The organism is Thermophilibacter sp., assembly GCF_966187215.1.
The window spans coordinates 21,040-45,529 of the sequence record NZ_CBIFYV010000002.1 but is presented as its reverse complement, the minus strand read 5'-3'; the positions used below and the strand labels follow the sequence as shown (position 1 = coordinate 45,529).

The window sequence follows — 24,490 nt, the reverse complement described above, 5'->3', positions numbered from 1 at the left end:
GGGGCGGGACGGGGCGTCGGAGGGGCGCGAAAAGGGCGCGAGGGGCCGGCGGGCGACTAGGCGAGCAGGACGAGAAGGGCCACGAACGCCGCGGTCGCCGCGACCGCAACGGCCTCGTGTCTGCCGAGGCGCGGCTCGTGCAGGTGGGTGCGACCCGCGCCGCCCTCGTAGCAGCGGGCGTCGAGCGCGCGGGCGAGACCGTCGGCGTGGCGCAGGCCGCTCGCGAGCAGGGCCACCACCACGGGCACGAGCGAGCGCACCCGGCGCACGGGCCCGCCCTCGTCGAAGGCGCCGCCGCGCAGGGCCTGGGCGTCCACGATCGCGGAGGCCTCGTCGGCGAGCGTGGGCACGAAGCGCAGCATCAGCGAGAAGACCATCGCGATCTCGTGGCCGGGCAGCCCCACGCGCGAGAGCGGAGCGAGCAGGCGGTCGAGGGCGTCGGCGAGCTGCGTGGGCGTGGTGGTGAGCAGGATGAGCGAGCCGAGCACGAGCGCCAGCGCGAAGCGGGCGGTATAGGTGACGGCGGCGCGCACGCCGCCGGTGGTCACCGTGAGCGGGCCCAGGCTGGCGAGCGCGTCGCCGGTCTGCACGAAGACGAGGTTGAAGAGCGACAGCACGGCGAGAAACACCAGCAGCGGGCGCACCGACGCGATCGCGCGGCCCGCCGGCACGCGGGAGAGCCCCAGCGCGAGCGCCGTGAAGGTCGCGCCGGTCGCGAGCTGCGGCAGGTTGGACGCGCAGAACACCGCCACGAGGCTCACGAGCGCGCAGCAGAGCTTGACGCGCGCGTCGAGCGCGTGGACGGGGGAGTCCGCGGCGTAGTACTGGCCGATGTCGATGCGCAGCGCCATCAGGCGTCGCCCCCCGCGCGGCCGAGGAGCGGGGAGATCGCGGCCACGAGCTCGTCGGTGGTAATCGGCTCGCCGAGATCGCCCAGCCCCCGTGCCTCCAGCGCCCGCGCCACGCGCAGCGACCGCGGCGTGCCGAGCCCGGCCTCGGCGAGCCGGCGCTCGTTGGCGGGCGAGAAGACCGTGCGCGGCGCGCCCGCTGCCATGACGTGCGACTGGTTGAGCACGATCACGCGGTCGGAGCGCGCGGCGTCCTCCATGGAGTGCGTGACCTGCACGAGCGTCACGCCGCGCTCGCGCAGGCGGGCGAGCACCGCGCGCAGCATGGCGCGCCCGCGCGGGTCGAGGCCGGCCGTGGGCTCGTCGAGCACGAGCACCGCGGGCTCCATGGCGAGCACGCCGGCGAGCGCGCAGAGGCGCCGCTGCCCGCCCGAGAGCCTGAACGGCGAGGCGTCGTGCCGCCCCTCCAGGCCCACGAGCTCGAGCGCGGGGTCCACGCGCCGGCGCACCTCCTCGGCGGGGAGCTTCAGGTTGCGGGGGCCGAACGCCACGTCCTTCTCGACGGTCTCGGCAAAGAGCTGGCGCTCGGGGTGCTGCATGACGTAGCCCACGGCGCGGCGCACGGCTCGGCGGCCGCGGCGCGTTGAGGTGTCGGAGCCGGCCACGACCACGCGGCCGTCGTCGGGCGCCTCGAGGCCGCAGATCAGGCGCAGCAGGGTCGACTTGCCCGAGCCGGTCTGACCCACGATCGCGGTCGAGGTGCCGGGCGCCACCTCAAGCGAGACGTCATCGAGCGCGCGCGAGCGGGCGTCGTACGAGAAGGACGCGTGCTCCACGCTGATGACTGAGACAACGGGGACAGGTTCGTTTGTCTCATCAGTCTTGCAATGAGACAAACGAACCTGTCCCCGTTGTCTCGCGCGGGAGGCTATCTCGTCGACGAGAGCGGCCTCGTCGCAGGTCCAGGGCAGGCCGAGCCGCGACGAGAGGCGCGCCGCGAAGGGCACCTCGAGCCCCAGGTCCGCGAGCTTCTCGCCGTGCGAGAAGACCTCGGCCGGCGCGCCCTCGAGCACCACGCGGCCGTGGTCGAGCACGATCACGCGGTCGGCCTCGAGCGCCTCGTCCATGAAGTGGGTCACGTGCACGAGCGTGGCGCCCGCGGCGGCCAGGCGTCCCATCACGCGCAGGATGGCGGCGCGGCCGCGCACGTCGAGCAGCGACCCCGGCTCGTCGAGCACGAGCACGGCGGGCTCCATGGCCAGGGCGCCGGCGATGCACACGCGCTGCCTCTGGCCGCCCGACAGGCGCGCGGGGTCGGCGCGGGCGTAGTCCTGCATCGCAACGCGCCGCAGCTCGCGGGCCACGCGCTCCGCGATCTGCTCGCGCGGGAGACCGAGGTTCTCGGGGCCGAAGGCCACGTCGTCCTCCACAACGCTCGTGACGATCTGGTCGTCCGGGTTCTGGAACACCAGGCCGAGCGAGCGCCGCGCGCGACGGTACGCCTCCAGGTCCGGCGCGCCGTTCGCGCACACGCGCTCGCCCGCGAGCTCGACCGTGCCCTCGTCGGGGGCGAGAAGCCCGCAGATCACGGACGCGAGCGTGGACTTGCCAGACCCGTTGGCGCCGAGCACGCACACCCGCTCGCCGCGCGCCACCTCGAGCGACACGTCGTCGAGCGCGCGCGTGCCGTCCCCGTAGACGAGCGTCACGTGCGAGAGCCTGACGGGTGTGTCCGGGACCTGCGCGCCCACGTCCTTCTCGGCCATCCGTCCTAGGCGGAGAGGACCTGGGACAGCGGGCGCTGCACGAGGGCCGTGACCACGCAGTTGAGCACGACCTTGAGCGCGTTGAACGGCAGCAGGATCGGCACGATCATCGCGATGACGTCGGCGGTGGAGACGGCGGTGTAGAGCGGCGTCACCACGATGTTGCCAAGAACGCTGGCAACGATGGACACCACGGCGCCCACGACCATCCCGGCGACGAGGCCACGCGTCCCGCCCAGGCGCCGCGCGATCGCGGCGGCGGGGAGGACGAGCGTGAGCCCGGCGAGAACGGCCATGAAGTGGCCGTAGGGGTTGAAGCTGAAGAGCGTCTTGAGCACCCAGGGGAGTACGACCGTGACGGCGCCGGTCGCCGGGCCGAAGACGAGGGCGGCCACGAAGGCGACGATGCCCGACGGGTCGTACATGAGCCACGGCGCGGGCGGGAAGATGGGCACCTCGACGAAGGTGAGCACGAACGCCAGCGCGCAGAGCAGCGCGGTGGTGGCGATGCGGCGCGTGGACCAGGAACCGCCTGCGGTGGTGGAGTGGGTGTCGTGCGAGACGTGCGTGAAAGCAGCCATGAAGGCCTCCGTTTCTTCCATCCGGACTGTAACCGTTGGTCCCGGACTCTCACCGGGTCAGCCGCCTTTTCAGCGGGTCGCGGACTTCGGGGCGCGCACGCCGCCGTCACCGCCAGTGGGGAGTCTCACCCCGCCCTGAAACTGACGGCGCGAGTGTAGCACTTCTCGGCGCGGGGCGCGCGGAGGGGTCGCGCTATACTGTTCAGCACCTGTTCGCAGCGAGAAAGGAAGCCATGTCCGAGAGCGACAGCGGCCCCGAACCCCTAGCGTGGCGCCTCCGTTCCATCGTCGGCGAGAGGAACGTGCTGGTCGACGAGCCCATGAGCGAGCACACCACGTTCAGGGTGGGCGGTCCGGCGGACCTCTACGTCATCCCGGAGGACCCGGGCGAGGTCCGCGACGTCCTGGCCGCCTGTGACGAGGCCGGCGTCGAGCGCTTCGTGCTGGGGCGCGGGTCCGACCTGCTCGTGTCCGACGAGGGCTACCGCGGCGTGATCGTGGCGGTGGGCGACGGGCTCATGGGCGTCACGGTGGACGGCACCGAGATCTGCTGCCAGGCGGGCGTCGACCTGCGCGAGGCATCCGAGATGGCCTGCGAGCTGGGGCTGACCGGGCTCGAGTTCGCGTGCGGGATTCCGGGCTCGGTGGGCGGCGCGTGCTTCATGAACGCCGGCGCCTACGACGGTTGCGTGGCCGACGTGCTCGGGAGCGTGCGCGTGGCGTGCCCGGATGGCTCGCTCGAGACGATCGACGCCGCCGACCTGGACCTGGGGTATCGCCGCAGCCGCGTGGCCAGCGACGGGCTGGTGGTGCTGTCGGCGACCTTCTCGCTGCGCCGCGGGGACCCCGAGAAGATCCGCGCCTGGATGGACGAGCTCACGCGCCGGCGCGAGGAGAAGCAGCCGCTCGAGCTGCCGAGCGCCGGGTCCACGTTCAAGCGGCCCGAGGGCCACTTCGCCGGCAAGCTCATCATGGACGCCGGTCTCATGGGCTACCAGGTGGGCGGGGCCGCGGTCTCCAAGAAGCACGCCGGGTTCGTGGTGAACCTCGGCGGCGCCACGGCCTCCGACGTGCGAGCTGTGATCGCTCACGTGCAGGACGAGGTCGAGCGCCAGTTTGGCGTGCGGCTGGAGCCCGAGGTGCGGATGCTCGGCTGGTAGCGGGCGGGGGCGGCGTCGCCGGGCGCTCTTCTCGTTCCGCCGCGGTCCTTCTCGCCCTGAGCGCCCCTCTCGTTTCCCTTGCCCGAAACCTCACAGCTAGTCTTTCTTCGCGCTATAGTCGCGCATAAAGAGCCCGTTGAGAAGAAAGCGGGCTCAAGAAAAACAGACTAGCTGTGAGGTTTCATGTCGGCGTGGTGTCGGTTGTGCGCCTCACGCCCTTGGGGTGACCGTCATGTATGCCTTTGTGAGCCACGAGTCGGCATGCGAGGCTCTGCGCCAGCTTTCTCGTGCGGGCGCGATGCCCGACCGGTGGCCGTGGTCCCCTTGTCGGCTGCCCTCGGCGAATGCCTGCGTCTCGGGGCAGCGTGACTTTAGGGACAGTGGCGCCGAGAAGAGCCTGCGCGCTCTTGGGTGTGTCTCCACGCCGGTCGATCTCTTGGTGCCAGCGCAGGCGGCGCGCAGCAGCGGAAAGGCAGCGCGCTTCCATGTGTGGAGTGGCGTCCTGCCCGCAGGGTCCCTCCTGGCCGTCGGCCCTGATGTGTTGGTCAGTGGCCCTGAGCTGGCAGTCATTCAGCTCTGCTCCGTCCAGGGCAAGCTCGACGCCCTCCTGGACGCGCACGTGGACGCCGTGCGCGCCGAGACGGGGCTGCTCGCCGACCTCGGCTTGGATGACAGGCCGGTGGTCGACCATCCCCTGGAGTGGGAGCGCGTTCGGCGGCTTGTGTCCGCCACGGTTGTGGCGAGCGAGTTTGCGGGAACGTATCGACTCGGCTGGGGCGACGCGTCCGCAACGTACGGACTTCGCCCCCTCATGAGCGCGGAGAGCCTGGAACACGTCATCGCAGAGGTGGGGGAGTCGCCGGGCACCCGACGCGCCCGGCGCGTCCGCGAGCTGATGGTCGAGGGATCGGCCTCTCCCCTTGAGACCTCGCTCGCGCTCATGCTCACGCTTCCCGTGGAGTTCGGTGGTTTTGGCCTCGCAAAGCCCCTCCTCAACCGTCCCGTTGACGTGTCGGCGTATCGGGGGAGCCTGTCGGACCGGGACGAGGTGAGCCCGGACTTCCTCTGGGCCGAGCGCCGTGTTGCCCTGGAGTACGACAGCGCCGAGTTTCACGGTGGCCGTGACAGGTCGCGGTCCCGCACGGACGCCGTCCGCGCGAACATCCTTGCGACACTGGGCTACTGCGTGCTGCGTGCCACCCCCGACACCATCAGGAGCCTCCCGGACTTCACGTTACTGGCGCATCAGGTCGCCCACGTTCTGGGGGTCGAGCTCGCGCCAACCACACCCCTCCAGAGCCTGCGCCGGCGCAAGCTCTACATGCAGCTGATGCCAAGCGTGCGACGGGAGGCGTGACCGGGCGCTTGATGGGTGCCTGTCGGCCGCCCTTCTCGCTGCGGAACCTCACAGCTAGTCGTTCTTCTCGCCAACCGGAATCAGTGCGAACTGGTGGTTTCCTGAGCCCGGGCAGTTGAGCAGAGCCTAGCTGTGAGGTTTCGCCGGCGAGAAGGGCGTCGCGTCGCTAGTTCTTCAGCGAGTTGAGCGGGGCGGGGAAGCGGCCGCCGCGGTGCGCGAGGACGCTGCCGGCGTGCCGGTTGACCGGCATGACCGGCGCCGAGCCGAAGAGCCCGCCGAACTCGAGCATGTCGCCCTCTGCCTTGCCGATGGCCGGGATGAGGCGCACCGCCGTGGTCTTGGTGTTGATGACGCCGATGGCCATCTCGTCGGCGATGATGCCGGCGATGGCCTCCACCGAGGCGTCCCCGGGCACGGCGATCATGTCCAGGCCCACCGAGCACACGCAGGTCATGGCCTCGAGCTTCTCGATGGAGAGCGCGCCGTCCACGGCCGCGCGGATCATGCCCGCGTCCTCCGAGACCGGGATGAACGCGCCGGACAGGCCGCCCACGCTTGAGGACGCCATGACGCCGCCCTTCTTGACGGCGTCGTTGAGCAGCGCCAGCGCGCAGGTGGTGCCGGGCCCGCCGCACTCGCCCACGCCGATGATCTCCAGGATGCGCGCCACCGAGTCGCCCGCCGCCGGGGTGGGCGCCAGCGACAGGTCCACGATGCCCTTCTCCACGCCCAGGCGGCGGCTGGCCTCACGGCTCATGAGCTCGCCGGCGCGGGTGATCTTGAAGGCGGTCTGCTTGATCTTCTCGGCCACGTCCATGAGGCTCGCGGTCTCGGGCAGCTCCTCCAGCGCCGCGGCCATGACGCCGGGGCCCGAGACGCCCACGTTGATGACCGCGTCGGCCTCGCCGGAGCCGTGCACGGCGCCCGCCATGAACGGCGAGTCCTCCACCATGTTGGCAAACACCACGAACTTGGCCGCGCCGTAGCAGTCAACGTCCACGGTGCGCCGCGCGCACTCGAGGATGGTCTCGGCGGAGAGCAGCACAGCGTCCATGTTGATGCCGGCGCGCGTGGACGCGATGTTGAGCGAGGAGCACACACGGTCGGTGGTGGCCAGTGCCTCGGGGACGCTCGCGATGAGGCGACGGTCGGCGCTGCCCATGCCCTTCTGCACGAGCGCCGAGAAGCCGCCCATGAAGTCGATGCCCAGGGTCTCGGCCGCGCGGTCCATGGCGTGGGCGATGGGCGAGAGGTCCTCGTCCGGGCACCCGGCGGCGATCTGCGCGATCGGCGTCACCGAGACGCGCTTGTTGGCGATGGGGATGCCGTACTCGCTCTGGAGGTCGTCGGCGGTCTCCACGAGGTGCTCGGCCGTGCGCGTGATGCGGTCGTAGACCTTGTCGCACAGGCGACCCATGTCCTCGTCGGCGCAGCCCGCCAGCGAGATGCCCATGGTGATGGTGCGCAGGTCGAGGTTCTGCTCGGAGACCATCGAGAGGGTCTCGGCGACTTCCTGGGGGGTGATGTCCACGATGGGCCTTTCTCGTCGCGTGTTCCTGGCGCCCATTATACGGGCACGGGGCGTGCCGGGCGCGGCGAGAAGAGCGCGGGGCGAGAAGGACCGCGCGCGACGGCACGGGGACGCGTGTCGCCGCGGGGACGCGGCGTGCGGCGGCGCTGCGCTATGCTGTCACGGATGACCCGACCGAGGAGGACCGCCATGCCCAACAACGGCGCGCCCGTCGTCGCGTTCTTTGACGTTGACGGCACGCTCACCTGCCGCGACTACAACGACGGCCTGCACGTGGTGCCCACGCCGCGCGTCCAGGAGGCCGTGCGCGCCTTCGTGGGGGCGGGCAACGTGGCCGTGGTCTGCACCGGGCGCAGCATCCTCAACATCGAGGACCTTCTCGACCTGCCGTTCTCCGGCTTCGTGACGCTGGACGGCACGCACGTGGAGCTGGGCGGCGAGGTGGTCTACGACCGCACGATCGAGCGCGGCCTCTTCCGCGAGACCGTGGCCGAGATGCGCCGCGTGGGCGTGGAGGCGCTCTTCGAGGGGACCTACGGCAACGTGCTCGTGCGCGGGCGCGCGGGCGGGCTCTCGATGTTCGGCGACCAGCCCGAGCCCGAGGACTACGAGCGCGCCGGCGGCCGCATCGACTTCGGCAAGATCGACTTCAACGACGAGAGCCTCGACGCCTGCCTGGGTAGCGACCTGCTCATGGGCAGCTACACCTACCTCAACGTGGGGGAGGGCAGCCACGAGCTCGCGATCCCCGGAACGAGCAAGGGCGTGGGCGGCCGCGCGCTGCTCGACGCGCTGGGCTTCGAGCCGTCGCGCGTCTACGCCTTCGGCGACTCCGAGAACGACCTGGAGATCCTCGACCTGGCCGACGTCTCGGTGGTCATGGGCAACGCGCGCGACGTAGTGAAGGAGCGCGCCGACTACGTGACCGACGACGTCCACGACGACGGCGTGGTGACGGCCCTGGAGCACTTCGGGCTCATCTAGGGTGGCTGCCGGTATCCTCTAGCTGCGGCGCATTTGAGGTTCCACGGGATTCTCGGTTTATTCCTACCAATATGGGGGTATTAAAGAGAAGGACACGATTGCCCTCACCCCTACCAGAAACGAGAACCCATGCACCCTTGGAGCCTTCCCGCAGAGAAGACCCTGTCCGAGCATGCCGTCGACCCCGAGCGCGGCCTCGCGTCGCAGGAGGCCGCGCGCCGCCTGGCCGCCGACGGCCGCAACGAGTACCAGCGCGCCAAGCCCGAGAGCGTGGCCTCGATGGCGCTGCGCCAGTTCCGCGACGTGGCCAACCTCATCCTCGTGGTCGCCTTCGCGCTGTCGCTGGCGCTCGCGATCCGCGAGGGCCACGGCTACCTGGAGCCCGCGGTGATTCTGGTGGTCATCGTCGTGAACGTCGTGCTGGCGGTCACGCAGGAGCGCGGCGCCGAGCGCGCGCTCGAGGCCCTGAGCGACCTCAACAGCCCCACCTGCCTGGTGCTGCGCGACGGCGCGCGCGTGGAGACGGACACGGCCGAGGTCGTGCGCGGCGACATCCTGCTGCTCAAGGCCGGCGACCTCGTGGCGGCTGACGCGCGGCTCGTGGACGCCGTGGGCCTGTCCGTGGACGAGTCCTCGCTCACGGGCGAGTCCGAGCCCGCCGAGAAGGACGCGGCGGCCCGGGTGGAGGATGACGCCCCGCTCGGCGACCGCGCCAATATGGTCTTCTCGGGCTGCCTCGTCACGGCCGGCAACGCGCGCGCTGTGGTCTGCGCCACGGGCATGGGCACCGAGATGGGCCGCATCGCCGGCTACCTCAACGACGCCCAGCGCCTCCAGACGCCGCTGCAGCGCCGGCTGGGGCGCGTGAGCCGCTCGATCAGCGCGGTGGCGGCCGCCGCGGCGTGCGCGCTTCTCGTCACGGGCCTGCAGCAGGGCGAGGAGTTCTGGAGCATGGTGCTGGCCGCCGTCTCGCTGGCGGTGGCGGCCGTGCCCGAGACCCTGCAGCTCATCGTCACGCTCACGCTCACGCGCGGCATCCGCAACATGGTCGAGAAGAACGCGCTGATCAGGCGGCTGCCGGCGGTTGAGACGCTCGGCTCGGTCTCGGTGATCTGCTCGGACAAGACGGGCACGCTCACGCAGAACCGCATGAGCGTGCGGCGGCTGTGGTCGCCCGGCGCGGGCACGGTCCGCGTGGGCGACGACGGCCTGGCCGAGGGTCCGGCGCTCAACCTCCTGCGCCGCTTCGCGCTCGCGAGCAACGCGACCGTGGAGCGGGACGAGGACGGCGCGGAGCGCATCGTGGGCGACGCGTCCGAGAGCGCGATCGCGCGCCTGCTGCTCGCCTGCGGCGAGACGCGCGCGCAGCTCGAGGAGCGTCTGCCGCGCGTGGGCGAGGTGCCCTTCTCGTCCGAGCGCAAGATGATGACGAGCGTGCACCGCATGGCGGATGGCCGCTACCTGGTGCTCAGCAAGGGCGCGCTGGACCGGCTGCCGCTCGCCGAGGTGAGCGAGGCCGAGCACCGCGAGCGCGGCGAGGCGCACGACGCCTTCGCCCGCGACGCCCTGCGCGTGATGGCGCTCGGCAGCCGCGTGGTGGACGAGCTGCCCGCCTCGGGCGACCTCACCGAGCTGGAGCGCGACCTTGCCTTCGACGGCCTGGTGGGCCTCATCGACCCGCCGCGCGCCGAGGCGGCCGACGCCATCGCCCGCGCTCGCCGCGCCGGCATCCGCACGGTCATGATCACGGGCGACCACGCGGCCACGGCCGCGGCGATCGGCCGGCAGATCGGGCTGCTCCGCAGCGACGCGGGCGTGGTCACGGGCCGGCAGCTCGCGCAGATGTCCGACGAGGAGCTCGTTGAGAACGTGCGTGGCTACTCGGTCTACGCGCGCGTCTCGCCGGAGGACAAGATCCGCATCGTGGAGGCGTGGCAGGAGCTCGGCGAGGTCGTGGCGATGACGGGCGACGGCGTTAACGACGCGCCAGCCCTGCGCGCGGCCGACGTGGGCGTGGCGATGGGCCGCTCGGGCACCGAGGTCGCCAAGGCGGCGGCCGACATGGTGCTCACCGACGACAACTTCGCCACGATCGTGGCGGCCGTGCGCGAGGGGCGCAACGTCTTCTCCAACATCAAGCGCACCGTGTACTTCCTGCTGGCGTGCAACCTCTCGGAGATCGTGATCATGCTCGGAGCGCAGCTCGCGGGCTGGGGCACGCCGCTCACGCCGGTGATGCTGCTGCTCATCAACGTGCTCGGCGACGGCCTGCCCGGCCTCAACCTCGCGCGCGACCGCTCCGACGAGCGCATCATGGCGCGCGGGCCCATCGGGCGCACGGAGAGCTTCTTCACCGGTATCTCGCGGGCCATCGGCCAGCAGACGGTGGCGTTCGCAGCGGTGGGGCTTCTCGCCTTCTGGCTCGGCGCCTTCGCGTGGCTGCCGGGCGGCGAGGGCCCGTCGCTCGCCGCGGGCCAGACGATGTGCTTTCTGGTGGTGGCGTTCACGAGCGTGCTGCACGTCTTCACGGTGCGCACGCGCGGCTCGGTCTTCCGGCGCACGGTGCGCGACAACATGCCGCTGGTGTGGAGCTCGGCGGCCATCGTGGCAGCCTTCTCGGCGCTCGTGCTGGTCGAGCCCGTGGGCGCGCTCTTCGGCCTGGCGCCGATCGGTCCGGTGAGCTGGGCGATTACGCTGGCACTGTCGGTGGTGCCCACGCTGGTGGCCGAGGCGTTCAAGCTCTGGGACAACCACCGCGAGACGCTGCTCTACCGCCTGCGCCTCGTGCGCCACGTCAACCGCGGCGACGAGTAGCCGCGCCCCTCCCTTGTCCTGCCCATACGAACGCTCCGGCTCCCAGACCGTTCGTATAGCGAGGAGCTTCTTGAGAAGTCCCGTTCATACGAACGCTCTGGCCCCCCAAACCGTTCGTATGGACGGGACAAAGGCGAGAAGGGCGCGAGGGGCGCGAAGGGCATGGCCGCGCGCCCGGCGCTACCGCCCGGCCAGAAGCGGGGTGAGCTCACCCTGGGCGAGGATCGTCACGCGGTGCGTGGCGCGTGAGATGGCGGTGTAGAGCCTCCGGCGCGCGAGCGGCTCGTCGGGGTAGACCTCGGCCTGCGCGTCGGGCACGATCACGTGGTCGAACTCCAGGCCCTTGGCCACGCGCAGCGGCAGCAGCACCACGCCCGCGGCCGGCAGCGACATCCCGCCGCGGATCGGCGTCACGGCGTCGCCGAGCTGTCGCGCGAGCCAGTTGGCGCGCGCGTCGCTCTCGGCCACGACCGCCGTGAGGCCCTCGCCGGGCTCCGCCACGGCTGCGCGCAGCGCCGCGAGGTAGTCGTCCTTCTCGGCGAACGCGCGGATCACGGGCTCCGTGCCGCCCTCCTGCACCGAGTTCAGCTGGCGGCGCTCGTCGTCCTCGAGCAGACTGCAGAAGAGCTGGGTGATCTCCGGCGAGGAGCGGTAGCTCGTGAGCAGGCGGCACTCGTCCACGCTGCCGTGCGTCTCCCGGAAGACGTCGGCGATCTGGGAGAAGCTCGCGGTGCCCTCGAAGATGGCCTGGTGCTCGTCGCCCAGCAGCAGGAAGTGCGCGCGCGAGAAGTGTCGCGCGAGCACCATGAGCTGGGCCACGGTGTAGTCCTGGACCTCGTCGACCATCACGAAGCGCGCGGCGCGCTCGCCCGTGCCGGTGAAGATGAGCCGCAGGTAGAGCCACTCGACCGCTGAGAGCGCATCCTGGCCGAGCATGCGCATGCCCACGCGGTCGAGCCTGAGCCAGCTCAGCTGCTCGATCTGGTCGTGCGCCCCGGCGTAGCGCGCCTCCACGAGCTTGCGCGCGTAGGGCAGCGCCTCGTCCTCGTTGTCGGCGAGGATAGTCTCGCCGAAGAGGTCCATCTGCTGCTCAACGTCGAGCGCGAGCACGTCCTCGAGGACCTCCTCGCTGCGCGCCATCTGGCCCAGCCGGCGGTTGAGACGGCTGTGCAGCTCCTCCTTCACGAGCGCGGTGAAGCGCGGCCCGATGCCGAACTCAGCGTACTTCTCGGCAGCCGACTGGACCTGGCCCGCCTTGAGCAGCACCTCGCCGTCGAGGCGCACCTCGCGCAGGTCGTCGGGCTCGAGCGAGAGGTCCCGCGCGGCCTCGTCCAGGCGCCGCAGCGACTCGGGCGAGGTGGCGAGTCCCAGGTCGCGCCCGCCGGCGCCCTGGCCCTCGGCGAAGGCGCGCCAGGTGACGGTCTGCGGGTTGGCCTCGCCCATGGAAGGCAGCACGCGGTCGATGTAGCTCTCGAAGACGTCGTTGGGCGAGAAGAGCCAGACCTGGTCGGCCGTGAGCGTCTTGCGCTCCTGGTAGAGCAAAAAGGCGATGCGCTGCAGCAGCACGCTCGTCTTGCCGGAGCCGGCGATGCCGTTGACCAGCAGCACCGGCACGTCCTCGTGGCGCACGATTCTGTTCTGCTCGCGCTGGATGGTGGCGGTGATGGCCTGGAGCTTCTCGGTGTGGCGCCTCTTGAGCGCGCCGAGCAGCAGCGAGTCCTGGATGGCGATCGTGGTGTCGAAGTAGGAGTTGAGGCGGTCGCGCACGATGTCGAACTGGCGGCGCAGCAGCAGGTTCACGGTGCGGGTGCGGCCGTCCACCTGGTAGGAGGTCTGGCCCATCTCCTGGTTGTAGTAGGTCTCGGCCACGGGGCTGCGCCAGTCCACCACGAGCGGGCGGCTGCGCTCGTCGGTCATGCCGACCGAGCCGATGTAGACGTCGCGCGGCGGGCGGCCGGGGCGCATCTCGAGCGTGACCTTGGCGAAGTAGGGCTGCAGCAGCAGGATCATCGCACGGCGCAGCTTGTCGACGTTGAGGTCGTGGTGCTGGTTGTAGGCGTCGATGATGGAGTTGAGCGCCTCGATGGACGCGGCCGCCTCGGCGAGGTCGTCGTAGTTGGGGTCGTCCACGTCCAGGACGTCGACGTTGACCTCCTCGCTCATCTCGAGCAGGTCCTTGACCGACGTGGCGTGGGTCCGCTCGAGCTCGGCCGAGATGGCGTCGCGAATCTGGACCAGCTGGGCGTAGAGCTCCGTGAGGTGGGCCTGCTCCTGCCGGAAGATCGGGTCGTCGTGCTGGGAGGTCTGGTCGGCCATGGGCTCCTCCTGCCGTCCGGGCGAGAAATTCGAGTTATCCATGGTACGCCATCGCGGCAAGTGGATACAATAGCTATACGGTATAGCTGTGGAAGGAGAGGACATGGCTGAGCTGACGGCGCAGATGAACATCCGGATGGAACGCGGACTCAAGGAGCGGGGGGACGCGGCAATCGCCAGCCTGGGGCGCACCCCTTCCGAGCTGGTGCGCGCTCTCTGGGAGAAGGTCGCGCGTCGCGGCAAGGACCTCGAGGAGGTGGCCGATTTGCTGTGGGGGCGGCCGGACGCCGCGCCCTCCGCACATGACAGCGAGAAGGACCCGGTTCTGCGCGGTCCGCACATTGTCGAAGAGGGCATGCGCGAGCTGGGGATCAACATGTCCAAGGTCCACCTTCCCGAGCTCTCGTATGAGGAGCTCAAGGAGCTGGCATGGCAGGACCGCCTTGAGGAGAGGGGGCTTTTGTGAGCGCTGTGGTCTCTCTTCGCCTGCTTGTTGACACTAACGTTTGGATTGACTACTTCCTGGGGACCCGAGCGGGCTGCAAGCCTGCGTGCTCGTTCGTGAATGCTGCGCATGAAGCGGAAGCCCAGCTGCTGTATCCCGCGTCCTCGCTCAAGGACATCTTCTATCTGCTCACTCGCGAGCTCAAGCGCATTTCTTACTCTGAGCGAGAGGAGCTCTCCCCCGGTGACGCCGAGGCCATCAGGCGCATCGCGTGGGGCTGCGTGGACAACGTGCGCGAGCTGGCCGTCGCCGTGGGCATGGATGAGTCCGACCTCTGGCTCGCCTGCAAGTACCGTACGCTCACCGGGGACCTCGAGGACAACGTGGTGCTCGCGGCGGCCAAGCGCTCCGAGGCGGACTACCTGGTCACCAATGACCGTGCGCTCAGAGAGCGCTCGACGGTGGCGGCGCTCTCGCCGGCGGACATGGTGAAGGTGCTGAGGGCGCGCGCCTGAGGGGGCGTGCTATCGTGGTTTGGTAACCGTTTACTAAAATCTCGTCGCTAGGGGTTTGCCATGTCGGACGCCGCCCGTGAGCTCGAAACGCGAGAGGACCTCGTAGGCTGGCTGCGCGAGCTCCTTCCGGACCCGTACGCCTATCCCGCCACCTCCGGATCGACCTATGGCGAGGACATCCGTCGCTTCGAGTGGGTGGCGCGCCCGCTCTGGGCGATCTTCTCCCTCATTGCGAGCGGTGAGTATGACGAGAAGCTCGTGGAGCCCTACATCCGTCGCATCAAGGACGGGCTTGATCCAACGGGCCCGCTCGCCTTTCCGGAGCCCACGCTGCCCACGCGCCAGACGGTCGTCGAGATGGAGGTCTTTGGCTACGGGCTGCTCGTCTGCGGCGGCGACTTCCTTAACATGCTGAGCCCCGCCGAGCGGGACCGCCTCGTCGAGTGGCTCAACCTTGCCAACGGGGTCGACCTTCCCTGGGGCAGCTGGTTCTGCTCTCGGGCCCTGGTGAACGCGGGGCTCGCGGTCTGCGGCCTGCCCTATGACGCGGAGCGGCTCGCGTCCGACCTCCGCTCCATAGAGTCCATGTACGCGGGCGGGGGCTGGTACGAGAACGGGCGACCCTACCAGCGCGACCACTACATCGGGGTGACGTTTCACTTCGTGCTGCTGCTCCTGCGTCGCTTCGCGCCCGAGCTCTGCCCGCTTCCCGACGAGCCGGCGCGCTCCGCCTCCTTCGAGGACGACTACGTCGCATGGTTCGACCGCCAGGGGCGCTCGGTGCCCTTCGGGCGGAGCGTCTTCTATCGCTTCGGTCACGCATGCTTCTGGGCCGCCTGCGCGCTCACCGGCACGCACGCGCACGCGCTCGAGGAGGTCAAGCGGCTCCTGATGCAGAACCTCCGCTGGTGGCGCGGGCACCTCACGCCCGCGGCCGCCCCGCTCGAGCCCGGATACGGCTACCCCAACCTCGCGCTCGTCGAGAACTACTGCTCCCCGGCCTCGCCCAGTCGCGCCCTGCGCTCCTTCGTGGTGCTCGCGCTGCCCGCCACGGACGAGTTCTGGTCTTGCGGGGAGGTCGAGCCGTCCCGCGACGAGCTGCGGCCCGAGCCCGAGCCCGGCGTGCTCGCCGTGAGCGGGCCCCACCACTGCTACCTTCTCTCCTCCGTGCAGTTCGGCGGTCCCATGCTCACGGGAGGGATGTCGCGCTACGGAAAGCTCTGCTACTCGTCCGCCTTCGGCTGGAACGTCTCGCGCGACGTGCGCGGCCGCGCGAACTTCGCCGTTGACTCGTGCCTGGCCCTCTCGGTTGCCGGGCTCGATCAGTTTGCCTCGCGCGACCGCATCGACCTGGGCGAGGTGCGGCCGGGGTACGTGCACTCGCTGTGGCGCTACGGGTCGGCGGCTCAGGTCGAGACCTGGCTCGTGCCCCTCAACGAGGCCACGCACGCGCGCGTGCATCGCATCGAGGCGTCCGTCGCGCTGGACACCTGCGAAGGCTCCTTCCCGCTCTTCGGATGGAACCCCAAGAGGGACGTTCCCGAGGAGTGCCGCGACGGCGCCGTGCTCGTCTCCAGGATGTCGGAGGCGGGACGCCTCTGGCGGTCGGGCATCATGGACGCGCGGGCCTGCGACGACTCCCTCAGGCAGATGCTCGTCGGTGCGGGGCTCGCCGACGTGATGGCGGAGGCGAGATGGACCCCTCGCACGGCCGACGTGGTTCTTCAGGACCCCAACACCAACCTCTATAGCTACGAGCGCAGCGCCGTTCCCGTGCTCTCTGCGCGCATCGAGCCGGGGACCACGTGGTTTGCGTGCGTCGTCTGCGGTGAGCCGGGCTTGTCAGAGGGTCGTTAGTAAACGGTTTACTAATCCATTTAGATTCACGCCGTGCTTGCGGGACGCCTCGATATACGCAGATGTCTGTCACATCACGTCTGTGAACGGCCAAAAAAAGCCGTAAACGGTCGAAACTGGCAAAAATCAGCCGCTTGGCGTTCATTCGAAAAACCCAGGCGCAGATTCATTCTCGATGGCTATAATGGACGTGTTTAGTAAACCGGTTAGCAAAAAAGAAAGAGAAAGTTTACTTATCTAGAGAAGAGAGAGGCTCCTGATGGGCAAGCGAGTCGTTCTGGTCTCCCACAACCGGCTGGCCGAGGGCATGGCCGGCACGGTCAAAATGATCTTCGGCGCGAGCGTGCCCTTCTTCGGACTCGCGCCCGACGGAAGCGTTGCGGAGCTGGGGCGTCAGATTCGGGAGGACGTTCTCGCCCATTCCGGTGACCAGACCGTGATAGTCGCCGACATTCTGGGGGGCAGTGTGTGCAACCAGTGTCTGCAGGATCTGTACGGTTTGGACAACGTGAAGGTCGTGGCCGGAATGAGCCTGCCGCTGGTCATCGGGATTCTCTCGATTGACGGTGAGGCGACCGACGCCGATCTTGAGCGCGCCATCGAGGAGGCGCAGGCCACGACGAAGGTCGTCAGGCTCGAGGTGTCCGATTCCGATGACGGGGCGGACGACTTCTTCTAGGGAACTGCGTCTAGGGAACCACGCGGCGCGCGACGCCGCTCGGCATGAGGCCCATCGAGGGGAAAGGTAGCAGCACATGATAAGCATGGCACGCGTCGACGATCGACTCATCCACGGCCAGGTGGCCGTCAAGTGGTGCAAGGAGCTCGGCGTCAACCGCATCATCGTGGCGAGCGACTCGATCGCCAAGAACGCGGTGCAGGTGGCCGCCCTCAAGGGCGCTGCTCCCGCGGGCGTCAAGGCGGCGATTCTGCCCATCGAGAAGGCCCAGGGGATCATCAACGACCCCCGCTCCGAGAGCCTGAGGATCCTTGTGGTCTCCAACGACCCGTCAGACTTCCTGGCCCTCTTCAAGGGCATCAAGGAGCGCCCGGTGCTCAACGTCGCCAACTACGGCCGCATCAACGGCCCTCTTTCCGAAAAGCGGAAGGTCACCGACACGGTCTACCTCACCGAGAGGGATCAGGAGGTCGTGCGCGAGATTTCCGCCCTGGGCGTGGAGGTCGTCACGCAGCCGCTTCCCGATGACAGTCGCGAGGACCTCATCGCCCTCCTCGGCTAGTCATCACGTCAGCTCGCCCGTCGCGCGCAGCGGGCCTGCGATACGCACGTAACCCGATAGGTTAGCGAAAGGAGTTCCAATGGACGTAACCGCCGCGCTGATTGTCGGCCTGGTGCTGATGGGAGCGAAGTTCCTTGACTGGACCTGCTCCTCCCAGCTCTCTCGTCCGGTTTTCTGCGTCTCGATTCTGGGCCTGCTGCTGGGGCACCCCCAGGAGGGCCTGATTCTCGCCTCCCAGCTTGAGCTCGTCTTCATCGGCAACGTGAGCCTCGGTGGCGTGATGCCCTCCGACATCACCATGGGCTCGATTTTCGGCGGGGCCTTTGCGATGCTGCTCGGCCAGGACATCTCCGTTGCCGTGACGCTTGCCGTCCCCCTGGCCGCCCTCGGCACCCTGCTCTACTCCTGCATGAAGATCGTGGTCACGGCCATGGTGCCGCGCTTCGAGAAGCTGCTCGAGAACCACAACGTCAAGGGCTACAAGCGTCTCTGGGCCGCTCAGCTCGTCTGCTTCGAGCTCTGCTACTTCGCGCTCGGCTTCGCCTGCACCCTCGCTGGCCAGCCGGTCGTCCAGGCCTTCGTTGACGCGCTGCCCGACTGGCTCCAGTCCTCCCTCACCGTTGCCTCCACGATGCTGCCGGCCCTCGGCCTCGGTCTGCTCCTCAAGCAGCTCTACACGGCGTCCGAGTTCCCGTACTTCTTCATCGGGTTCGGCCTCGTGTCGTTCCTTGGCTACAACGCCGTGAGTGGTGCCAGCATCGTTGATGGTGCCATCCAGCTCACCACCTCCAACACGGCGCTGCTCACTCAGGTCGAGATCGCCGTGCTGGGCGGAGCCGTCGCCGCGCTCGTGATCATGAACGAGTTCCGCAAGATCAACGAGAAGAAGGCGCTGCAGAACGTGTCCGCGTCGAGCGACGAAAGCGAGGATTTCTTCAATGACTAACGCAGTCACCGCTCAGGGCACGCCCGAGCTTACCCCCGCCAAGAAGACCAAGATCATCTGGAGCCTCTTCTGGCGCACCATGTTCCTCATGTTCTGCACGAGCTACACCAAGCAGCAGGGCACCACGTTCGCCTACATGATGATCCCCTATCTCGAGGACATCTACGGCAAGGAGACGGACGAGTTCTACGAGGCCATGCAGCGCCACCAGAACTTCTTCAACACCACGCCGCAGTACGCCTCCTTCATCTTCGCTCTCGTTATCTCCATGGAGTACGAGCGCAAGGCCGCCCTCGATCGCGGCGAGGAGTTCGACGACAACTCGATCGAGGCCATCAAGGTCTCCCTCATGGGGCCCATGGCGGGCATCGGAGACGCCATCACGCTCTCCTGCCTGCGCATCATCGCCATCGGCGTGTCCGTCGGGTTTGCCGCCCAGGGCAGCTGGCTCGGCCCGATCCTGTTCGCGCTCGTCTACAACATCCCCGACCTCATCATTCACTATCTGTGCGGCAGCCTGGGCATGAAGCTCGGCACCGGCTTCGTGACCGAGGCGCTCGCCTCCGGCAAGATGCAGGCGCTCACCAAGGGCTTCACCGTCCTGGGAATGATGATGACCGGCGCCATGGTCGCCCAGTTCGTGAGTGTCAAGACCACGCTCGTCGTCGACATGGGCAACGGCAACGTCTTCAACCTCCAGAGCGTGCTCGACTCGATTCTCCCCGGGCTCTTCCCGCTGCTCCTCACGCTTGGGTGCTTCTGGTACCTCAGCAGGTCTAAGTCCAAGAACAGCGCCATCATCCTGCTCGGTGTCCTGATCGTGCTCGCCATCGTCCTGACGCTGCTCGGCGTCACGGGCTAGGCCCGGGACGAGCAGCCGAGCCCTTGCCAAAGCTGCCCGTGTCAATGGGTGAGAGTGGGGCGGGGTGACCGCTCGTGCGGTGCCCCGCCCCATTTTCGAGAACGTGTCAGTTGAAAGGGGGAGTCATGGGTGCCACGCAGGTGCTCGTCATCACCATCGTCACGGTGGTCGCGGTCATGGTCATCTCGGCCGTGGTCATGTTCCACCTGCGCAGCTCGCTCTACGTGAGGATGAGCGGCGCCATCGAGCGCGGTGACTTCGACGGGTTCTTCCGCATGGCCGAGGGGCGGTCGTCCCGCCTCCTCCTCTCCCCCTATGCGCGCGGGCTGCTCGTGTTCAAGGCTCGTACGGCCGAGGGCGATCGCGCGCGCATGGCCGAGCAGTTCAACTTGCTCATGAAGCTCAAGCTGAGCGACTATGCGCGCGCCAGCCTGCTGAGCGAGGGGTTCACCGCGTTTGCGTGCGTGCACGACAGAAAGCGCTGCGCCCGAATCATCAGGGGCATGGAGGAGGTGCACGTCAGCGAGGAGAGCATCAGGGCGTATCGGCAGTACTACGACATCGTACTGGACCACAAGACGACTGAGCTCGCACGCATCGAGGGGATGCTCCCCTCGCTGACGGGGCGTCGCCGCGGCTATGCGGAGTACCTGCTCGCTGCCATGCATGCCACGCGCAAGGACGGAAAGGACGTCGAGCTCAGGGAGCGCGCCGCCGCGCACCTGGGAGTGAGCGTCAACGACCTGGATCGAGGTGTGAAAGTTGGAACGGCTCTCTGAAAGGCCCTTCTCCCTGTCGGAGGAGGATGCCCGCTGGGTGGACGAGACCTGCGCAAAGCTGCTCGAGCGATTCGCTGCGGAGCGCGAGCGCGTCGGCGCTCGAATTCCCTATATCGCCGAGGACCACGTCTACCGCAAGGACATGTCGGCCACGCCGGAGGACCTCGTCTGGTGGACCAATGGATTCTGGCCTGGCATCCTGTGGCAGTGCTATCACGCGACGGGCGACGACGCCTTCCGCGAGGTCGCGCGGGCGGTGGAGGACAAGCTCGACGGTGCCTTCGAGCGCTACACGGGACTGCACCACGACGTCGGCTTCATGTGGCTCCTCTCCGCTGTCGCCGACTGGCGGCTGACGGGCAACGAGCGCAGCCAGGCTCGCGGGCTGCACGCGGCGCACCTGCTCGCCGGGCGCTACAATCCGCGCGGCCGCTTCATCCGCTCATGGAACCGCGACCGGGCCGGCTGGGTCATCGTTGACTCGATGATGAACATCCCTCTGCTCTACTGGGCGTCCGACACGCTTGGCGACCCGCGCTTCACCTACGTCGCCTGTGACCATGCCGACACCGTCATGGAGAAGACTGTTCGCGCCGACGGGTCCTGCAACCACATCATCGTGCTCGACCCCGCGAGCGGTGATCTTCTCGACACGCCGGCCGGGCAGGGATGCGCGCCCGGGTCCTCATGGAGTCGCGGGCAGAGCTGGGCCGTCTACGGGTTCGCCCTGAGCTATCGCCACACGGGGGACCGGCGCTACCTGGACTGCGCGCGTCGCGTGGGCCACTACTTCGTGAGCCAGGTTGCGCGGACGGGCAACGTCGCGCTCCTCGACTTCCGCCAGCCCGAGGAGCCCGAGTACTGGGACGCCCTCGCGGGCTGCATCGCCGCCTGCGGCATGCTCGAGATCGCGCGGGCGTGCGAGGGGGCGGAGCGCGCGAGCTGGGTCGAGTGGGCCGTCAGAATCCTGCGCGCCACGGACGAGCGCTTCTGCGACTGGGACGTCACGCACGACGGCGTCGTCCAGATGTGCTCCGGCGCCTATCACTCCGCGCATGACCGTCACGTGCACATGTGCTACGCCGACTACTACTTCCTCGAGGCCGTGCTGCGCCTCGAGGGCAAAGACGCGCTGCTATGGTAGCTGCCGAGAAGAACCTGGGGCGCGTGAGCCTGGTCTGCGTGGACCTCGACGGGACGCTCCTCTCTCCCGACAAGACCGTCTCCGCCGCCAACCGCGCCGCGCTCGAGCGGGCGCGGATGGCCGGGCTGCGAGTCGCGGTGGCGAGCGGCCGACATCCGCTCAGCATCTACGAGCTGACCGACGAGCTGGGCCTCGAGCGCACCGCGGTGAGCCTCTCGGGCGCCTACGTGACGCTGCGCGGGCTCGAGGTGTTCAGGCATCCCCTGGATTGCTCGGCCGCGCTCGAAGTCGTGGACGTGGCGGAGCGTCTGGGCTGCTACGTCTCCGTGGCCGGACCCGACTTCAATTTGACCTGCGGTCGCGTCACGCGCGTCGGTGCGCCCTCCAGGGCCGTGGAGGGCTATGACGCGTGCGAAAGCTACGCTGCGCTCCGGGCGCGGGTCGAGCGAGACGCGGGCCGGCTCCTCAAGGCGGCCCTCCATGCCGACGACGAGGCCTCCTATCGAAAGCTTCGGGCGCTCGTCGACCGAATCGGGGGCGTGAGCGTCTCCCGCTCCGACGCGCTCTGGCTCGACGTCGTCTCGATGGGCTGCTCCAAGGCGGAGGGAATCGCGTTTCTCGCGAGAGGGCTCGGCATTCCCCTCGACGAGGTCGCCGCCATCGGCGATGACGAGAACGACGTGGAGTCGATGGGCGCCGTGGGGGTCGGCATCGCCATGGGCAACGCCATCGAAGTGGTCAGGGACGCGGCGGACGTCATCGTCGCGGACAACGAGCATGACGGCGTCGCCGAGGCCATCGAAGCGATCATTTCGACCCGAGGAGGAGCGTGATGGGCGTCACGATAGAGAACCCCGTCCTGCGCGGCTTTCACCCGGACCCGTGCCTGTGCGCCGCGCACGGCCGCTACTACCTGGCGACCTCGACCTTCCAGTGGCTCCCCGCCGTGTCGCTGTATGTCTCCGACGATCTGGTGAGCTGGAGAAGCGTGGGAGGGGCGCTGCCCGGGCTCGACCTGCGCGGCGTGCCCGACTCCGCGGGCGTCTGGGCTCCCGACCTCACCTTTGACGAGTCGAGCGGCCTGTTCTGGCTCACCTACACCGTGTGCCGACAGATCGACGGCATCTTCAAGGACGTCTCGAACTACGTGGTCACGGCCGAGCGGATCGAGGGCCCGTGGTCAGATCCGGTCTTCGTGAACGCGTCGGGCTTCGATCCCGGCTTCTATCACGAGGACGGGCACCACTACGTGCTGAACCCCCAGTGGGACCCCCGACCGCTCCCGGGGCACCACCGCTTCAACGGGCTGCTGCTCCAGGAGTTCTCCCTCGAGCGTGGCCTGATGGGCGAGGCGCGCGTGGTCCTGGGCAACGAGGACGCCGTGAACTGGCTGCGCGAGGGTCCCCACATCATGCGCCGCGGGGAGTGGTACTACATCGCCTGCGCTGAAGGGGGGACCGGACGGCGGCACCGCATCCGCATGGCCCGCTCACGAGACCTCTGGGGCCCCTATGAGGTATGCCCCGAGCCGCTCGTGTGCGCATGGTGCTCCGAGACGCCGCTGCGAAAGGCGGGCCACGGGAACTTTGTGAGAACGCCGGACGGCGAGTGGTACGTGTGCCACCTGACCTCTCGCTACCTGCCCCGGCCCGACGGCCTGCCCCAGGTGTTCGATGTGAGCGAGCAGGGGGTCTCCCCGCTGGGTCGCGAGTGCGCCCTGCAGCGCGTGGTGTGGGAGGATGGGTGGCCCCGTCTTGCCTCGGGCTCCATCGTGCCGCAGGTCGAGGTGGCCGCTCCGGCACGTGCCCATGCGCCCGAGCGGCTTGCTCCCGGTCAGCCGGGATATCGCTACGAGACGTCCTTCTCGTCAGAGGGCGGGCTGGGACGTCTGTGGCTCGAGGAGTGGCTCGTCCCGCGCCACATAGACCTCGCTCGGATTGCCACGACCCCCGATGGATTGGCGCTCATGGGCGGGGACTCGCCGAGTTCGCTCTTTGATCAATCGCTCGTCGCCCGGCGGGTCACGAGCTTCTCCTGGCGCGCCGAGACCGCGCTCGGCTTTGCCCCGCGCCACTACAACCAGCTTGCCGGCCTCGTGTGCGCCTATGACGCGCGGGCGTTCGCCTGTCTCTGCGTGGGTTGGGACGAGGGGTCCGGTTGCCGCGTCATCGACGTGCTCGTGGCGCGCGACGGGGACTTCTCGCTGCCCCTCGGACCAAGCGCTCGCCTGCGGGTGCCCGACGGCGCGCGCACGGTGACGCTCGCGATGGAGTGTCGGCGCGGCGCCCTTCTGCCCCTTGTCTCCCTGGATGGTCGCGCGCCGGTGCCGGTGCGGCGCGACGACGGCGAGCCCCTTGTGCTCGACGCGTCGGTGATGTCCGACGAGCGCGTCCCCGGGTGGGCCTACACCGGGACCGTGGTGGGCCTCTTCTGCGTGGACATGTTCGACAAGACGGCTCGTGCCACCTTCTCCAGCTTCTCCTACGAGGACCTCGAGGGTGTTGACGATGAGTGACCTGAGTCTCGCGGTCGTCTCGGCGGACGGTCGCGTCCGCTGGTCCGGGCACGGAACGTCGGAGGTCACGCTCTCGTGGCGCGGCACGTACCAGCCCGGGGACCGTCTGGTCGTCACGTGTGACAGGGAGCGGGCGCATATGGTGATGCGCCTCGACGCCTGCCTCGCCGAGAGCCACGTGATGCTCGTGGGCGGCAGGTTCGAGTTCCCGATTCCACGAGCGGACGAGCGCTGCCCCTATGGGAAGGGCTGGGCCTTTGCCGACGAGCGCCATTGGGCCTACGTGCGCCTGGAGGACCCCCGTGAGGCCGACGCGTGGCGCAACCTCGCGCTCAACGCTCACGACCTCAACCTCCCCGCGACTGCCGCCCCGAGGCTCTATCCGCATGCCAGCACCAACGTGACGTGCCCCAACCCCCAGTTCTTCGCGAGAAACGCCATCGACGGCATCTTTGAGACCAGCTCGCACGGCTCCTGGCCCCATGAGTCCTGGGGCGTCAACGGGTGCTCGGACGCATGGCTGCGCGTGGACTTCGGGGAGCCCGTCGTGGCAGACGAGCTCGCACTCTATCTGCGAGCCGACTTTCCTCACGATACCTGGTGGCGCTCCGCGCGCCTGGAGCTCTCGGACGGGAGCGCGCTCGAGCTGACCCTCGAGGGGACCGGCGCGCGCCAGGGCTTCTCGCTGGGGGGCCGCACGATCGAGTGGCTTCGGCTCCGCGATCTCGTCCGTGCGCAGGAGGACGGGTTCCCAGCCCTGTCTCAGCTGGAGGTTTGGGGGCGTCGTGCGCAACGGTAAGCTATGGCTGGACGTCGAGGGACGCCCCAT

Annotated in this window: 21 protein-coding genes and 1 riboswitch; of the genes, 16 read left to right on the top strand and 5 right to left on the bottom strand. The window is 68.9% G+C overall.

All coding sequences use genetic code 11. The annotated features are described in order from the left end of the window. Positions 1 to 56: 56 nt before the first annotated feature. The 3 genes from ACWTSU_RS00310 to ACWTSU_RS00300 are packed head-to-tail and all read right to left on the bottom strand — an operon-like array spanning position 57 to position 3,195. A complete protein-coding gene (locus ACWTSU_RS00310; protein WP_455137907.1) occupies positions 57 to 851 on the bottom strand; it encodes an energy-coupling factor transporter transmembrane component T family protein in 795 nt (264 codons plus the stop codon). Next, entirely contained in the window at positions 851 to 2,614 is a 1,764-nt protein-coding gene (locus ACWTSU_RS00305) for an ABC transporter ATP-binding protein (protein WP_455137906.1), read from the bottom strand. Before ACWTSU_RS00305 ends, ACWTSU_RS00310 begins: the two co-directional genes overlap by 1 nt. A gap of 5 nt (positions 2,615 to 2,619) precedes the next feature. Continuing rightward, positions 2,620 to 3,195 (bottom strand): ECF transporter S component, encoded by a 576-nt coding sequence (locus ACWTSU_RS00300; RefSeq protein WP_455137905.1) that lies wholly within the window; start codon positions 3,193 to 3,195, stop codon positions 2,620 to 2,622. Between the two features lie 5 nt (positions 3,196 to 3,200). Next, positions 3,201 to 3,342: riboswitch (FMN riboswitch) on the bottom strand. A gap of 86 nt (positions 3,343 to 3,428) precedes the next feature. On the opposite strand from ACWTSU_RS00300, the gene murB reads away from it, so the two are divergent. Next, a complete protein-coding gene (murB, locus tag ACWTSU_RS00295; RefSeq protein ID WP_455137904.1) occupies positions 3,429 to 4,355 on the top strand; it encodes a UDP-N-acetylmuramate dehydrogenase in 927 nt (308 codons plus the stop codon). 232 nt (positions 4,356 to 4,587) lie between these two features. Beyond that, positions 4,588 to 5,712, top strand: a complete 1,125-nt coding sequence (locus ACWTSU_RS00290; RefSeq protein ID WP_455137903.1) for a hypothetical protein — start codon at positions 4,588 to 4,590, stop codon at positions 5,710 to 5,712. Positions 5,713 to 5,878: 166 nt separating this feature from the next. Here ACWTSU_RS00290 and ACWTSU_RS00285 read toward each other — a convergent pair whose 3' ends face one another. Then, the gene (locus tag ACWTSU_RS00285) at positions 5,879 to 7,243 is read right to left on the bottom strand and encodes a DUF711 family protein (protein WP_455137902.1); all 1,365 of its coding nucleotides are present in this window, start codon (positions 7,241 to 7,243) and stop codon (positions 5,879 to 5,881) included. 189 nt (positions 7,244 to 7,432) lie between these two features. Here ACWTSU_RS00285 and ACWTSU_RS00280 point away from each other — a divergent pair, with 189 nt between their 5' ends. Next, complete coding sequence (locus tag ACWTSU_RS00280) at positions 7,433 to 8,227, top strand: HAD-IIB family hydrolase (protein WP_455137901.1); 795 nt, start codon at positions 7,433 to 7,435, stop codon at positions 8,225 to 8,227. A gap of 129 nt (positions 8,228 to 8,356) precedes the next feature. Next, positions 8,357 to 11,041, top strand: coding sequence for a cation-translocating P-type ATPase (locus ACWTSU_RS00275; protein WP_455137900.1), 2,685 nt, complete (start codon positions 8,357 to 8,359; stop codon positions 11,039 to 11,041). A gap of 180 nt (positions 11,042 to 11,221) precedes the next feature. Here the strand turns inward: ACWTSU_RS00275 and ACWTSU_RS00270 are convergent, their stop codons facing one another. Then, a complete protein-coding gene (locus ACWTSU_RS00270; RefSeq protein ID WP_455137899.1) occupies positions 11,222 to 13,357 on the bottom strand; it encodes a HelD family protein in 2,136 nt (711 codons plus the stop codon). 103 nt (positions 13,358 to 13,460) lie between these two features. Here ACWTSU_RS00270 and ACWTSU_RS00265 point away from each other — a divergent pair, with 103 nt between their 5' ends. From ACWTSU_RS00265 to ACWTSU_RS00210, 12 genes are all read left to right on the top strand, one after another. Then, positions 13,461 to 13,823 carry a type II toxin-antitoxin system RelB/DinJ family antitoxin gene (locus ACWTSU_RS00265; RefSeq protein WP_455137898.1) on the top strand — a complete coding sequence of 121 codons (363 nt, stop codon included), beginning with the start codon at positions 13,461 to 13,463 and terminating at the stop codon, positions 13,821 to 13,823. Further along, on the top strand, positions 13,820 to 14,317 hold the full coding sequence (locus ACWTSU_RS00260; RefSeq protein WP_455137897.1) for a type II toxin-antitoxin system VapC family toxin: 498 nt from the start codon (positions 13,820 to 13,822) through the stop codon (positions 14,315 to 14,317). The genes ACWTSU_RS00265 and ACWTSU_RS00260 overlap by 4 nt, the downstream gene beginning before the upstream one ends. Before the next feature lie 60 nt (positions 14,318 to 14,377). Beyond that, positions 14,378 to 16,174, top strand: coding sequence for a DUF2264 domain-containing protein (locus tag ACWTSU_RS00255; RefSeq protein ID WP_455137896.1), 1,797 nt, complete (start codon positions 14,378 to 14,380; stop codon positions 16,172 to 16,174). 259 nt (positions 16,175 to 16,433) lie between these two features. After that, positions 16,434 to 16,853 carry a PTS sugar transporter subunit IIA gene (locus ACWTSU_RS00250; protein ID WP_455137895.1) on the top strand — a complete coding sequence of 140 codons (420 nt, stop codon included), beginning with the start codon at positions 16,434 to 16,436 and terminating at the stop codon, positions 16,851 to 16,853. 76 nt (positions 16,854 to 16,929) lie between these two features. Then, positions 16,930 to 17,415 (top strand): PTS system mannose/fructose/N-acetylgalactosamine-transporter subunit IIB, encoded by a 486-nt coding sequence (locus tag ACWTSU_RS00245; RefSeq protein ID WP_455137894.1) that lies wholly within the window; start codon positions 16,930 to 16,932, stop codon positions 17,413 to 17,415. Between the two features lie 79 nt (positions 17,416 to 17,494). Beyond that, positions 17,495 to 18,361 carry a PTS mannose/fructose/sorbose/N-acetylgalactosamine transporter subunit IIC gene (locus tag ACWTSU_RS00240; RefSeq protein WP_455137893.1) on the top strand — a complete coding sequence of 289 codons (867 nt, stop codon included), beginning with the start codon at positions 17,495 to 17,497 and terminating at the stop codon, positions 18,359 to 18,361. Further along, positions 18,354 to 19,223 carry a PTS system mannose/fructose/sorbose family transporter subunit IID gene (locus tag ACWTSU_RS00235; protein ID WP_455137892.1) on the top strand — a complete coding sequence of 290 codons (870 nt, stop codon included), beginning with the start codon at positions 18,354 to 18,356 and terminating at the stop codon, positions 19,221 to 19,223. The genes ACWTSU_RS00240 and ACWTSU_RS00235 overlap by 8 nt, the downstream gene beginning before the upstream one ends. A 125-nt stretch (positions 19,224 to 19,348) precedes the next feature. After that, complete coding sequence (locus ACWTSU_RS00230) at positions 19,349 to 20,002, top strand: hypothetical protein (protein WP_455137891.1); 654 nt, start codon at positions 19,349 to 19,351, stop codon at positions 20,000 to 20,002. A 37-nt stretch (positions 20,003 to 20,039) separates the two neighbouring features. Next, positions 20,040 to 21,146, top strand: a complete 1,107-nt coding sequence (locus ACWTSU_RS00225) for a glycoside hydrolase family 88 protein (protein ID WP_455137890.1) — start codon at positions 20,040 to 20,042, stop codon at positions 21,144 to 21,146. Beyond that, entirely contained in the window at positions 21,140 to 21,979 is an 840-nt protein-coding gene (locus ACWTSU_RS00220) for a Cof-type HAD-IIB family hydrolase (RefSeq protein WP_455137889.1), read from the top strand. The genes ACWTSU_RS00225 and ACWTSU_RS00220 overlap by 7 nt, the downstream gene beginning before the upstream one ends. Continuing rightward, positions 21,979 to 23,661, top strand: coding sequence for a family 43 glycosylhydrolase (locus tag ACWTSU_RS00215; RefSeq protein ID WP_455137888.1), 1,683 nt, complete (start codon positions 21,979 to 21,981; stop codon positions 23,659 to 23,661). The genes ACWTSU_RS00220 and ACWTSU_RS00215 overlap by 1 nt, the downstream gene beginning before the upstream one ends. Beyond that, on the top strand, positions 23,654 to 24,460 hold the full coding sequence (locus ACWTSU_RS00210; RefSeq protein WP_455137887.1) for a hypothetical protein: 807 nt from the start codon (positions 23,654 to 23,656) through the stop codon (positions 24,458 to 24,460). The genes ACWTSU_RS00215 and ACWTSU_RS00210 overlap by 8 nt, the downstream gene beginning before the upstream one ends. The last annotated feature ends 30 nt before the right edge of the window (positions 24,461 to 24,490 follow it).